This is a genomic window from Paenibacillus typhae, assembly GCF_900099765.1.
GTDB classification, from domain to species: Bacteria; Bacillota; Bacilli; order Paenibacillales; family Paenibacillaceae; genus Paenibacillus_AQ; species Paenibacillus_AQ typhae.
The window spans coordinates 36550-49639 of the sequence record NZ_FNDX01000025.1; the positions used below are offsets into that span (position 1 = coordinate 36550).

Annotated in this window: 11 protein-coding genes; 2 read left to right on the plus strand and 9 right to left on the minus strand. The window is 50.1% G+C overall.

What is annotated here, in order from left to right; translation table 11 throughout:
- Positions 1–117: 117 nt before the first annotated feature.
- Positions 118–951 (plus strand): MurR/RpiR family transcriptional regulator, encoded by an 834-nt coding sequence (locus BLR64_RS18845; protein ID WP_090716460.1) that lies wholly within the window; start codon positions 118–120, stop codon positions 949–951.
- Between the two features lie 316 nt (positions 952–1267).
- Here the strand turns inward: BLR64_RS18845 and BLR64_RS18850 are convergent, their stop codons facing one another.
- Positions 1268–1726, minus strand: coding sequence for an OsmC family protein (locus BLR64_RS18850; RefSeq protein WP_090716462.1), 459 nt, complete (start codon positions 1724–1726; stop codon positions 1268–1270).
- A gap of 303 nt (positions 1727–2029) precedes the next feature.
- Between BLR64_RS18850 and BLR64_RS18855 the strand changes: the two genes are divergently transcribed.
- Entirely contained in the window at positions 2030–4618 is a 2589-nt protein-coding gene (locus tag BLR64_RS18855; RefSeq protein WP_090716463.1) for a glycosyl hydrolase, read from the plus strand.
- Between the two features lie 66 nt (positions 4619–4684).
- Here the strand turns inward: BLR64_RS18855 and BLR64_RS18860 are convergent, their stop codons facing one another.
- The 8 genes from BLR64_RS18860 to BLR64_RS18895 all read right to left on the minus strand — a co-directional run bounded on the left by BLR64_RS18860 (position 4685) and on the right by BLR64_RS18895 (position 13089).
- Positions 4685–5752 carry a TolB-like translocation protein gene (locus tag BLR64_RS18860; protein ID WP_244157765.1) on the minus strand — a complete coding sequence of 356 codons (1068 nt, stop codon included), beginning with the start codon at positions 5750–5752 and terminating at the stop codon, positions 4685–4687.
- 77 nt (positions 5753–5829) lie between these two features.
- The gene (locus tag BLR64_RS18865; RefSeq protein WP_090716465.1) at positions 5830–6714 is read right to left on the minus strand and encodes a hypothetical protein; all 885 of its coding nucleotides are present in this window, start codon (positions 6712–6714) and stop codon (positions 5830–5832) included.
- A gap of 442 nt (positions 6715–7156) precedes the next feature.
- Complete coding sequence (locus BLR64_RS18870; RefSeq protein WP_090716467.1) at positions 7157–8467, minus strand: ABC transporter substrate-binding protein; 1311 nt, start codon at positions 8465–8467, stop codon at positions 7157–7159.
- A gap of 80 nt (positions 8468–8547) precedes the next feature.
- Positions 8548–9375: a carbohydrate ABC transporter permease gene (locus BLR64_RS18875; protein ID WP_244157766.1), complete on the minus strand. Its 828-nt coding sequence runs from the start codon at positions 9373–9375 to the stop codon at positions 8548–8550.
- Positions 9376–9387: 12 nt separating this feature from the next.
- A complete protein-coding gene (locus tag BLR64_RS18880) occupies positions 9388–10266 on the minus strand; it encodes a carbohydrate ABC transporter permease (RefSeq protein ID WP_244157767.1) in 879 nt (292 codons plus the stop codon).
- Positions 10263–11351, minus strand: coding sequence for an ABC transporter ATP-binding protein (locus BLR64_RS18885; protein ID WP_090716469.1), 1089 nt, complete (start codon positions 11349–11351; stop codon positions 10263–10265). Before BLR64_RS18885 ends, BLR64_RS18880 begins: the two co-directional genes overlap by 4 nt.
- Before the next feature lie 255 nt (positions 11352–11606).
- On the minus strand, positions 11607–12350 hold the full coding sequence (locus tag BLR64_RS18890; RefSeq protein WP_090716470.1) for a glycerophosphodiester phosphodiesterase: 744 nt from the start codon (positions 12348–12350) through the stop codon (positions 11607–11609).
- Positions 12351–12354: 4 nt separating this feature from the next.
- Positions 12355–13089, minus strand: a complete 735-nt coding sequence (locus BLR64_RS18895; protein WP_090716472.1) for a glycerophosphodiester phosphodiesterase — start codon at positions 13087–13089, stop codon at positions 12355–12357.
- Position 13090 lies beyond the last annotated feature (1 nt).

The window sequence follows — 13090 nt, forward strand, 5'->3', positions numbered from 1 at the left end:
CCCGTTTGTTAAGAGGGTGTAATCTTTTTTCCATGTTTTTTAACGCTGTAAAAATATTTACATCACACTGGCAGGCTATAGTGGAGAAGCATCATCATTCCAGGAGGACAACTGCCTATGTATAAGGACTGGAACCGCCGTCCCTTTTCCCCGAACCAGCGGGTGATTGCCGATTTTATTCAAAAGAATGAGCTGCGCGTCCTCTACATGACCGAGCAGGAAATGGCCGACGAGCTGGGTATCAGCATCGCCTCGGTCTCCCGTTTCTGGAAAGCCGCCGGCTACCGCCACGCCAAGGACTTCAAGAATAGCCTGCGCTTCCGCTTCGAGTCCACCCCGTCCGAAAAAATGCGCGATGCCATGCAGCGGACCGGCGGCAGCTCCCTCCCGCAAATGCTGCTGGATGTAGCCTCACATCACCTGCAGGAGACGAACCGCTATTTGAACGAAGCCCACCTGGAGCGTGCTGTAGCCGCCCTGTCCGCTGCCAGACATATTTACATCTATAGCCCCGGCCCCTGTGCCGGTCTGGCTGAGCTGATGTCTTACCGGATGGCCCGCTACGGGCTGAATCTGAAAAAGATGGCACCCAGCGGCCATGAGCTGATGGAGTCCCTGATGCATGCCGGCAAAAAGGATGTCGTGCTCGTCTTCGGCTTCGTCCAGCTGCTGCCCGAAACGGATGTTATCCTCGACTATGCGCGGGAGGCGGGCTATTTCGTTATCCTGATTACCGACAGGCTGGTCTATCCCCGTTCGCAGGATGCCGATATTGTGCTGTATGCCGGGCGGGGCGAGGTGTGGGAGTTTCATTCGATGGTCGGACCCACCTACATTATCGAAAATCTGATTCTCGGCGTCGGCCTGCTGAGCAAGGACCGCAGCCTGAAGAAGCTCGACAAGCTCCAGCAGCTGCGGGCAAGATATGGGAGCAGGCTGCCGCGGAGCTGACTATGTGCGCAGCAAAAAGACGCCAGGCGCAGGACTTATCTGTCCTGATGCAGGCGTCTTTTTTAGGGATCTCATTAAACTAGTTGGATTTTCGTCACTTATTTTCAGTGCTTTTCGATATTTACATCATTTAGTTGGAAAAAGGTCATCTATTTGGGTCAATTCACCTCTCTGAAGGCTATTCCGGCGAAATTAAGTGGCGTTTTTCCAATTAGTTTCCTGATATCGGAATTTATCAGAGAATTAGATGGCGAATTTCCACCTAAATGTATTCTGATCAACAAAGAGCTCCATCAGACAGCTCATTCCGCTTCATTTACACCGCTTCCGGCTCTGCCGTTACAATAGTAGGCACTGTCTCTATCGTCACATTTCCCGCCACGGCCCGCGAAATCATGCACGACTGCTCGGCCTTATGCGCCAGCCGTTCTGTTTTCGCAAGCTCAGCCTCCGTCACATCTGCTCTAAGCACAATGCGCGGCTTATGCGTGATCCGTTCGTACGTGAACACGTTGTTCGTCACATCCACGGTCGCCTCGGACTCCAGTGTCAGCTCCAGAGGTGTAATATCAGAACGCTCCAGCATCGCCGCCAGCGTAATCAGATAACAGGTGGCCGCTGCCCCCAGCAGCATCTCGTCAGGATTCGTACCTGTCCCCGGCCCGCCCATCTCCTGCGGAATCGAAATGACTGTTTTGAGCCCGCCTGCGTCAATATGCCCCTCACTGTTACGCCCGCCGTTCCATACCGCTTTTAAATGAAAAGGATGCTTCATGTCCTAGCCTCATTCCTCTCTTTATCGTTACTGAATCCCTGCTGTACCGAACGTAGCCTCAATAGCGCTTTTATAGTTTGTCCATTCCAAAAAAAACGGGACGCTGATCGGATTCATCGAACCGGCTAGCCGTATTATACCATGGCAAAACAGCATCTCAAGGGCCCTAATCTGTCATTATATTTCACAACACCATATATTTACATATTTTGTTACATATGCTATATTCACTATGAAAGCGCCATCATGAATCAGTAGACTATAAGTTATTCATCCTATTTCATTATGGAAAGGAAGATGACGATGAAAGATTTAGTCAAAAAAGCAGGCGCAATGATGCTCGTAGTTACTCTGCTGCTTGGAATGGTGAGGATTACCCCCGCTCATGCAGAAGCCCCGCTGTACACGATTGAAAGCGAAAATGCCCAGCTCAGCTCCGACCTCCAGGTAGTTACGCAGATTTACGGAACACCCAAGCCCGGCTACTCCGGAAGCGGCTTTGTCTGGATGCAGAACTCCGGCACATTAACCTTCTCAGTCACTGTCCCGGAAACCGGCATGTACTCCATCAGTACCCGGTATATGCAGGAGCTCAGCGCTGACGGCAGACAGCAGTCTTTAAACGTAAACGGCGTTACCAAAGGTTCGTATATGCTGCCCTACACAACCACCTGGAAGGATTTCGATTTCGGCTTCCACAAGCTGAACCAGGGTGTCAACACCCTCCAGATCAAGGCAGGCTGGGGCTTCGCCTATTTCGATACCTTCACTGTCGATTATGCTGATCTCGATCCTCTGGATGTGCAGCCTGTCCTCTCTGATCCCCAGGCCACCCCGGAAACACAGCTGCTGATGAACTATTTAACAGAGGTTTACGGTAATCATATTATCTCCGGCCAGCAGGAGATTTACGGCGGCGGGAATGACGGCAATGCCGAGCTTGAGTTCGACTGGATTCACAATCTGACCGGCAAATACCCGGCCATCCGCGGCTTTGATTTTATGAACTACAATCCGCTGTATGGCTGGGAGGACGGAACAACGAGCCGGATGATCGACTGGGTCAATAACCGCGGGGGGATCGCAACCGCCTCCTGGCATATCAACGTGCCCCGTGATTTCACTGCCTATCAGGCCGGCGAATTCGTAGACTGGAAGAAAGCTACCTACAAGCCGACAGAAACCAATTTTAATACAGCTAATGCAGTCGTTCCCGGCACCAAGGAATATCAGTATGTGATGGCGGCTATCGATGATCTGGCGGAACAACTGCTGATTCTGCAGGATAACAATGTTCCTGTCCTATTCCGTCCTTACCATGAGGCAGAGGGCAACGGCGGGCTGAACGGGGAAGGCGCCTGGTTCTGGTGGGCATCGGCTGGCGCCGGGGTCTACAAGCAGCTGTGGAATCAGCTCTACACCAGACTTACCGAAACGTACGGCCTGCACAACCTGATCTGGACCTACAACAGCTATGTATACAGCACTTCTCCGGCATGGTACCCGGGCAAGACCCAGGTCGATCTGGTCGGCTACGATAAATACAATACGATCTACAACCGTTATGACGGATTGTCCGGCGTGCCTAATGAGGATGCGATTACTTCGATTTTTTATCAGCTGGTCGGGTTAACCGGCGGTACCAAAATGGTAGCGATGACGGAAAACGACACCATCCCGAGTGTAAAAAACCTGACCGAGGAAAAATCCGGCTGGCTCTACTTCCTGCCTTGGTACGGCGAACATCTCATGAGTTCCGCTTTTAATTATCCGGCGACCCTGACAACGCTCTACCAGAGCCATTATGTCATTACCCTTGATGAGCTGCCTGACCTGAGTGTGAACAATCCCATTCCAAATGCATCCATCACACCAGCAAACGTCGAGTTCGACAAGTACACGCCTAATCAGAGTGACAAAGCCATAACCGTGAACCCTAACGGCAATACGCTGACCGCTCTTCGGGCAGGCACTGCCGCCTTGACTGCAACCCAGGATTACACCTTGAACGGAAATACGCTGACTCTGAAAAAAGCGTACCTGGCCCAGCTGCCGGTTGGCGAGCATTCCATTGTGCTGGACTTCAATCAGGGACAAGACCCTGTCCTGAAGGTAAAAATCATTGATACAACGCCGGGGCCGAGCCTGGACGCTTCAATTTCGCCGGTAACTGCAGCCTTTGACAAAGCAGCAGCCCTGCAGCAGGATGTCTCCGTAGCTCTTACCTTGAACGGGCATCTGCTGACAAGTGTGACCAAAGGAACGGCTGCGCTTGCCTCCGGCCAGGAGTATACGGCAACAAGCACTGCTGTTGTTCTGAAAAAATCGTATCTTGCCACACTGCCGGTCGGCCAGCATGTGATAACCTTTCATTTTAACTCTGGAAATAATGCCGTTTTAACTGTAAATGTGACAGACAGCAGTGTTACCGTACCGTCAGGAAACCTGACGATCCAGGCCTTCAACGGCAACACCAGTGCCTCCACCAACGGGATTTCACCAAAATTTAAAGTCATCAACAACGGAACTTCCGCGATCCAGCTTAGTGACGTGAAGCTCCGGTATTACTACACCATCGACGGTGACAAAGCGCAGAGCTTCTGGAGTGACTGGGCCAGTGTCGGAAGCGCAAATGTCACCGCTAATTTTGTGAAGCTGGCAACCCCGGTTGCCGGAGCGGATTATGCGCTGGAGATCGGCTTTACGAGTGCAGCAGGAACGCTGAATCCCGGTCAGAGCGCAGAAATCCAGACCCGGTTCTCCAAAACCGACTGGTCCAACTACAATCAGGCCGACGATTACTCCTTCAAGGCCTCCGGCACCCAGTTCGCCAACCATGATAAAGTCACCGGTTATGTGAGCGGTCAGCTGGTGTGGGGAATTGAGCCTTAGGTAGGCAAAAAAGTGGATCAGGGGATTTCCCCTGGTCCACTCTTCAAGTTGTACTAAAAAAACGTATTAGTGATTTCCCCTCACAACCTGGATGTTATTAATAAACCCGTCCTCAGGCGTAAATAGTGCAGTAAAAGTATTACTTTGCACATTGTATTCATGTAAACCACGCTTGTTTTTAACAATCGCTATCGCATATATTTTATTTCCGTCACTTGAGTAATTGGCTTCCCCTCTTTGCAGCCTTACAGTCCCCCACTTGGTCTCATTCGTTGTTTTCATAGCAATGTCATAATCCACAACTGTAGAAGGGTCTTGGCCCTTATTGTACTCCTTGTCACAAAACGCATAAACATGTCCATCTGTATTCATTAGCATACGAATCCAGTAATTTTTACTAAACAGCTTAGTTTTCTCTTTCAGGTCATAATCTGTTTCATAAACCGTATAAGTTGGCATTTTAAAATTGTTCTGACCTGCTGGTCCGTCTTGATGGGTCTGACTATAATTTCTTTGTTCTAACGAGTAGGCAGAGACATAGATTTTCTGATTCATAAGATCCAGGGTTATCGCCTCTACAAGCATATCCTCATCACCCCAAAGCGTCATCGCATTGGTATTAAGATCAATAGCTCCTAATCGAATAGCCTGCTCCCCTTTCACATTAGCCACAAAGAACAGCTGGTTTCCCGAAGGAATCATGTAGTTAACTGCAAATAAGCTTTCCGTTAATTGAATGCTTGTTCCCTCCGCTAAATCTCTGACAAATATCTGGTCACCGTAATCTTTTTCAGTGTCTACCCTTTGGGTGTAATACACTCTTTCATTAGACTTATCATAAAAGCCCAACGGATATTGAGCTGTGTAGTCAAATTCAAATACCTTTTTCATTTCTTTAGTATCCGGCTCATAGCTTAAAATTTGAGTCTTAATGGCTCCGTTATCATCCGTTGTTGCGTACTGTGAATATGTCATTGTTATGTAATCTGCTATATAGGGCGCTGTTGTGAATTCAACCTGTGGGCTGGAACCCGGTGTGCTAGTAATTGTAACTGAAGCGTCCTGAGAATCGCAAGAAATGAGTAGCATTGATATCCATATCAAACAAAATAAAAGCTTTGCTTCTTTTTTCAATTTGTCTTCCTCCTTCATAACCGTTTTTACTATTAACTATGCCTATGGGACAAAACCATAGGCATAGTCCAGACATTTTAAAACTGATAATAATATCTACCTGAAAATGATAGAATATCACTGTAAGTATAACCAAACTGAACATTATTCCAACCCCAGAAATAGTTGTCAAGTACAGCATCAGGAAGTGAGCCTATATCGTTTTTATATACCGTTTTAACAATATTGGTATCCAGTGCTCTAGCAGTGATTGGTGTTCCATGGACAGCATTATCAATCTGCCGTTTGGTTGCTACATCTCCTGCTCCCAATACTTTGTTACTTGATCCCACTGTCCCAGATCCCCCTACACCAGCACGAAAAACAGTAAATCTTCCTTCGCCGGTTACTGCACCTGCTGAAATAATTACTTTTTGTCCTGAACCGTATGTGTATGTCCCAGCTGGTAATCGTCCTGGATAAGGAACTGTCGACGTTGGAATGTCAGCTGCTACAATAGCTTGTTTCGAACCAATATTCTCATCCTGATAAATACGGTTGATATGTCCATCAGATCCATAAATAACTACAGTTCCTGGGGATGGTTCAGGAAGATCATACCCTAGGTCAGTCACTGGCAGATTCTTAACAGATTCCGCCACTGTTTTGAAAAACTCATCTTCAGCTGCTCTTCCTTCTATATCAGGAACTTCTGCTTGTAAAAGATTTGGTTTACTTTTAATAGTAGCATGATCTACTGCACTTGTATCATATGTTATAGTAGGCTCTTGCTCGACATCATAGGTCAATATTGCTCCAGGTTCTAAAGAAGTTGGTATTTGAAATTTTATTGTCTCCAAATCAATTTTTGGCACACCTGAGGTGAAAATTTCAGTGGCATTCACCGTTACAACATTAGATGATAGTAAAATGAACGCTGATAGGCCAACAGTAATGTACTTCATACTTTTTCCTGCTTTCATTCTAATCTCCTCCTTGGTATTGGTAATTAACCAACCACAAATAGTAATACATACGTTCAACTCTAAAATCTGCTATGACGAATGAAGTATAAACACCCCCTCTAATGTCTAATAATGGTAGTATATAGTATTTTGTTGTAAAATAATGTTACTAATATATTACTTTTTCCCATTATATATATTTTTTAGATTTTATTTTTTACAACAATAAAAATAGTATTAATACCTCGCCATATTTACTGTGCTCCTTTAAGTGACATATGATAAATATTTTTGGTGCAAGTACATTTTTATGACCGTCCCCAATCTCTTATATATCCAATTTTGCTGTCTTAACCGTACGCTTCCCGGTGTCTAATAGGCATATACTTACAAAAAAGCCCCCGCCAAAAATCAGCAGAAGCTTTCCCCTCTTATATTCATCTTGTAAACCCCACTCAACCTACCTATTCAAAATCACATTCACTTCCTCAGCCAGCTTATCCAGGCTCTCCTGGATGTTCAGGTTCTCCAGCCAGATCTCGTTAATCCGGCCGCCCATCAGGTCCTCGATCTCGTGGTATGCGCCGGTCATTGGACGCATTTTGCTGAATTCGAGCTGGTCGGAAGCTACCTGGTAGCCGGGGAATGCCGCGATCGTTTCTTTCATCAGGTCCGTGTCCAGTGAAGACAGGCGGGTTGGCAGGTAGCCCGTGTTGGCAGAAGCATAAGCAGCCTGCTCGGTATCGGACAGCCATTTCATGAATTCGAAGGCAGCTGCTTTTTCCTGATCTGATCCGGTATTAGCCAAGTACGTATTGGAGCCGCCCACCGGCACACCCCGCTTACCGTCTTCTCCTGTTGGAATCATGGACACGCCCAGCTCAAGCCCGCTCTGCTGTGCCATCCCTGCAAACGTTTTGTAGCCGCCGATACTGGCAAAGATAAGTGCCGTACTCGGCTTGGCAATCGCGGCATAGAAAGCATCTGAATCAGTAACGCCCAGCACCTTGACCAGTCCTTTGGACTCCAGATCCTCAATGAAGGTAATCAGCTTAACCGCGCCTTCGCTGTTGATATTTGATTCCGTTTCTTCCGCGTTAACAACTGTAGTCCCGGAATAGGAATGCAGCAGCGCCTCCATCACCCAGAAATCGTAGTTGAACAGGTACATCGGCGGTTCTCCGGTAGCATCATGGGCGGCCTGAAGGTATGCCTCCAGCTCGGCAAAGGTAGCAGGGCCGTTCGCATTAAGTCCCGCTTTTGCCGCCAGCGTCTTATTCACATACATCACCGGCACACTTCTCATATGAGGGAAAGCGTACAGGTCCTCACCGACGTACAGGTTGCCCAGATCTCCAATTTGAAAATCAGACCGGTCAAAATCCGTAGCCTTAATATAAGGCTCCAGGTTCACAATAATATCGTTGTCGGCAAAACCCTTGGTCATCGCCACTTCGTCCACGAATACATTCGGCAGCGTGCCTGCAATGGCCGCGGCATTCACCTTCTGCTGCATCTCCCAGTAATCGCCCTGATACTCGGCGTTAACATGGATGTTCAGCTCGGCACCTTTGGTTTCATTGAACTGGTCCACCAGCGCCTGGTTCACCTCTTCGACAGCGGAGGTCCAGAACTGCAGCTGAATGGTTTCATCCCCCTTTTCATACGGTGCAGCCGATACTTCAGCGTCAGTCTGCGCACAACCAGCCAACCCCATTGTTACAGGAACTGTCATCACCAGCGGCAGAACTTTCTTTTTCCACATACTCATTGTCCACTTCTCCTCCTGGAACTTCTCTAATGTGTACTGCTGAAGCTATGGATCAGCACGGGAGCCTGCGGACGCTACCGCTACTTCACTCCCATGTAAGTAAACGCCTTAATAATCTGCTTGCGCGCCACCACAAATACGATCAAAATCGGCACAATCAGCATCATATTACCGGCCATGACAATCTGCGGGCTTAAGCCCTCAATATCCTGCAGCCTCTGAATACCGAGCGGCAACGTCCGGACAGCATCTGTCGTCGTCCACACCAGCGGAAAAAAGTAACTGTTCCACGTCCCGATAAACGTCAGCAGGGCCAGCGTAGACAGGGTTGGAATCGCGGCGGGCATCATGATCGTGTAGATGATTTTGAATTCTCCGGCATTATCGAGCCGCGCAGCTTCGAGCTGGGAGTCAGGAACCTGCATGAACGTCTGACGCAGCATGAAGATAGCCGTACCGCTGGCGATAAAAGGGACAATCAGCGACACATAAGTATTCAGCAGCCCGGACTTCGCGAACATCACGAAGATTGGCAGAAAGATCAGCTGTCCGGGGATCATCATTGTTGCCAGCACGGTGCCAAACAGCCCGTTTTTCCCCTTAAAATCATATCTCGCAAACGCATAAGCCGCCGGAACAACCACCAGCACCTGACCAATCAGCGTTCCCAGCGTAATAATCAGGGAGTTGCGCGTATAATGCAGGAAATCTATCCGGGTAAAAGCATCCTTAAAGTTCTGCCACTGCAGCGACTGGACCCAGAATTTCGGGGGCATCGCCAGGACTTCGCCCAGTGTTTTGAAGGCGGTCAGGATCATCCAGTAGAACGGCGTCAGGAAGATGACGATCAGCAGCACCGAGATGAGAATTCGCAGCACCAGCCCGGGCGCTCTTATCAATGTTTTCACAAGTCTGCTCCTTTACCGGTAATGGACCCGTCTGTTAAGGGCCTTGAAGTAGAAAATCGTAATCAGCCCCACAATCGCCATCAGCACCACTGCCATCGCCGCCGCATAACCGACCCGGTAGTACTCAAAGCTCTGCTTGTAGATACTGAAGATCAGCGTGTTCGTGGCATTCGCCGGCCCGCCCTGGGTCATGATGTTGATCGTCTCGAACACCTGGAAGGAGCCGATGATGTTCATCAGGATCAGAAAGAACAGGGTCGGGGAGATCATTCTGAGCGTGATTTGGAAAAAGACCGACTGCTTCGAAGCATTATCCAGCGCCGCAGCCTCATACAAATGAGCGGGAATCGAGCCAAGGGCTGAGGTGATAATCAGCGCATTGAAGCCGACCGACTTCCAGACCGACACCAGCACCAGTGAAAATAACGCCACCTGCTTATCCGTCAGCCAGCCCACCGGCCCGGCCCCGAACAGGGAGAGCAGATAATTGAACAGCCCGGTATCGGTATTCATCAGCCACATCCAGATCAGCGAAACCGAGATTAGGGAGATGATGTTCGGCGTGAAGCTCAGCGTCTGGATGAAGCGGTTGATGAACGTATTTTTCTGCAAAAAGAGGGCCAACAGCATCGCCAGCACCATCACCAGTGTCACATCCATCACCATATAGAGCAGCGTGTTACTCAGGATACCGAGAAAATCGCGGCCCTTGAACAGCTCAATGTAATTATTCAATCCCGCGAACTTCATCGGCCCGCGCATGTTCCAGGTGAAGAAGCTCAGATATACGTTATAGAGAATCGGATAGATGTAAAAGATCGTCAGGATCATTACCGCCGGCGCAACCAGCAGATAAGGCAGCAGCTTCATGCTCTTGCTACGGCTCTTCATGCTGTGCTCCCGATGGAAGGAACGGTCACGCCTGCTCTGCTGCCGTCTGCCGGAATCCGCTGCTCCTGTGCGTCGAAAAAGAATAAATGCTCCTTGTTCACATACAGCTTAACCGGCTCCAGGCTGCGCTCGGGACAGTCGAAGCATTTGACGGCTACGCTCTGCCCGCCTGCAAGCCCCGCTTTGTAAATCACCTCTGAGCCAAGCAGCTCGCGGCTGCTAAGGACAGCATCCAGCTCAAGCATCTCCTCACGCGCAAGCCCCGGCTCGGGCACAAATTTCGCTTTTTCCGGCCGGAACCCGAAGAATTTCGCCCCGTGCGGTGTTTCGCTAAGGATGCCGCCTGACCGGGCAATCTCCAGAATGTTCATCGGCGGCGTGCCGATAAAATGGCTCGTGAACATATTGCGCGGCTCATTGTAGATCCCGTGCGGTGTATCCTCCTGCATGATCCGTCCGCCATCCATCAGCACAATCTGTGTGCCCATACTCATTGCCTCCACCTGATCATGTGTAACGTAGATGAAGGTCGCGCCCAGCTTCTTATGAAGCTCAATCAGCTCGATACGCATCTGCTGGCGGAGCTTGGCATCGAGGTTCGACAGCGGCTCATCCATGAGGAAGACCGCCGGCTTCTTGACCATCGCCCGGGCCAGCGCGACCCGCTGCCGCTCGCCGCCGGAGAGAAACTCCGGCTTTTTGTGCAGATGCTTCGTTAAGCCTACCGTTTCCGCAATTTCGGTGATCAGACGTTTCCGCTCGGCTTTGGGCACCTTGTTATTTTTCAGTCCGTATTCGATGTTCTTCTCCACCGTCATTGTGGGATACAGCGCATAATTCTGAAAGACCATCGCCAGATTCCGTTTGCCCGGCTCCACCTGATTCATGCTTTTGCCGCCGATGGAGATTAAGCCGCCCGTCTGCTCCTCCAGCCCGGCAATCATCCGCAACGTCGTCGACTTTCCGCAGCCGGACGGTCCGACCAATACGGTGAAGCTTCCGCTCTCAATCGTCAGATTCAGTCCTTTTATGATGCTTTTATCGCCGTAGGCTTTGCTTACGTTCTCCAGTACAATGCTGCTCATGGTTTCCTCCTTTGGCGGGGTTAGTATGCGATATGGGCATTTGGGCTTCGCCGTGACTCCAGAGAATGTTTGGACTTCCGGCCGCTGTTGTCTGCAGATTTCTTGGATTGTACCGCTGTTAGCGGTTGAAATCCGCAGACTGCTTATGCTTCCGGAGCTAGCTTTTCTACGAAAAGCTTTTAGGCGGACGCTCCGCTCCTCCAGTTCCAAAATTCCCCTCCGCCACTTTCCCTTATTGTTAGAATTCAGTCCAATCTATACCGTCACCCTATTCAGCGCAGCCACGCCGACATCCGGCCGGTTGGTCATAATCCGTGTCACGCCGAGCCGCTGCAGCCGCAGGATTTCTGCTTCATCATCCACAGTCCACGGATTCACCTCATACCCGCTCTTCTTGGCTATTTCCATGAACGAAGCGTCCACGCCAAGATAATACGGATGCAGCACATCTGCCTGGCAGCTGGCCGCATATTGATCCAGCCGGTAATAGCTCTCCATAAAAGCGATCGCTGTGCGCAGCTCCGGATACTCGCGCTTCAGCCGGGCCATCGCATTATGGTTAATGGAAGAGATCAGCGTCTGCTCCTGATAGCCGCTCGCTTTTACCAGCTCTGCTGTGCGGATATTTACTTCCCCGTAAGGGTTGGCATAATCTTTGGTCTCAATGTTGATGTACAGCTGGTGCTCCTTGGCGAACTGCATGACTTCCTTTAACTCAGGAATCCGGCTGCCCTCGGTGCTATACTCACCTTTGAAGGTGTAAGAGAAGTCGTATTGCCGCAGCTCCGCCAGCGTCATTTCGCTCACCCGCCCTTTGCCGTCCGAAGTACGGTCGATCGTGTGGTCATGAATAACGGCCAGCTTGCCGTCCCGGGTCAGCTGCACATCCAGCTCAATCCCTTGTGCCCCCATCCTGCGGGCCAGCTCAAAGGAAGCCATCGTGTTCTCCGGGGCATAGGCGCTTGCTCCACGGTGGGCCAAAATGGTTGTCTTGTTCATCCTGCTACCCTCTCAGTCCGATGCAGACATCCGGCCGGTCCGTAATAATTGCATCCACTCCGGCCGCCAGCATCCAGCCAATATGCTCCGGCTCGTTCACGGTCCAGGCATTGACCTGCACTCCGGCAGCACGGGCTTCGTCCACAGCCTCACGGTTCACTCCGAAGAACACCGGATGCAGCGCGTCAGCCTTGGTCAGCTTGGCGTATTCAGCCCCCTGGTACAGTCCGGCAATGTACAAGAGGCCTGTTTTCATCTCAGGATACTCATTCTTCAGCCTCACCATCGAGTAATGATTGAAGGAGGAGAAAATCACCTGCTCCGTCAGCCCGTATTCCCGCACCAGCTGAGCTGCTGCGCCGGGAAGTCCGGCGTACAGCTCCATTTTGGACAGGATATCCTTGACCTCAATATTCAGGTACAGACCGTGCTCCTTCACCAGCTCCAGCACCTCTCGAAGCGTAGGGATGCGTGCGGTTGTATATTTTTCTGCAAAACCCTTATTGAAATTGAAGGCTTTCAGCTCCTCCAAGGTGTAAGAGGTAATATCTCCCTGTCCGTCCGAGGTCCGGTCAATGCTGTCATCATGAATGACGACGATTTCTCCGTCTTTGCTGAGATTAATATCGATTTCAAAACCGTCTGCCCCCTGCTCTACCGCCAGCCGGAAGGCTTCCATCGTATTTTCAGGGGCATAGGCGCTTGCTCCGCGATGGGCCAAAACCTTGCAGTTGTTCATA

Bases quoted from the DNA above. Each gene is read 5' to 3' on its own strand.
- BLR64_RS18885 (WP_090716469.1), bottom strand. From the start codon at position 11,351: ATGAGCAGCATTGTACTGGAGAACGTAAGCAAAGCCTACGGCGATAAA.
- BLR64_RS18880 (WP_244157767.1), bottom strand. From the start codon at position 10,266: ATGAAGAGCCGTAGCAAGAGCATGAAGCTGCTGCCTTATCTGCTGGTT.
- BLR64_RS18865 (WP_090716465.1), bottom strand. From the start codon at position 6,714: ATGAAAGCAGGAAAAAGTATGAAGTACATTACTGTTGGCCTATCAGCG.
- BLR64_RS18850 (WP_090716462.1), bottom strand. From the start codon at position 1,726: ATGAAGCATCCTTTTCATTTAAAAGCGGTATGGAACGGCGGGCGTAAC.
- BLR64_RS18855 (WP_090716463.1), top strand. From the start codon at position 2,030: ATGAAAGATTTAGTCAAAAAAGCAGGCGCAATGATGCTCGTAGTTACT.
- BLR64_RS18870 (WP_090716467.1), bottom strand. From the start codon at position 8,467: ATGAGTATGTGGAAAAAGAAAGTTCTGCCGCTGGTGATGACAGTTCCT.
- BLR64_RS18845 (WP_090716460.1), top strand. From the start codon at position 118: ATGTATAAGGACTGGAACCGCCGTCCCTTTTCCCCGAACCAGCGGGTG.
- BLR64_RS18890 (WP_090716470.1), bottom strand. From the start codon at position 12,350: ATGAACAAGACAACCATTTTGGCCCACCGTGGAGCAAGCGCCTATGCC.
- BLR64_RS18895 (WP_090716472.1), bottom strand. From the start codon at position 13,089: ATGAACAACTGCAAGGTTTTGGCCCATCGCGGAGCAAGCGCCTATGCC.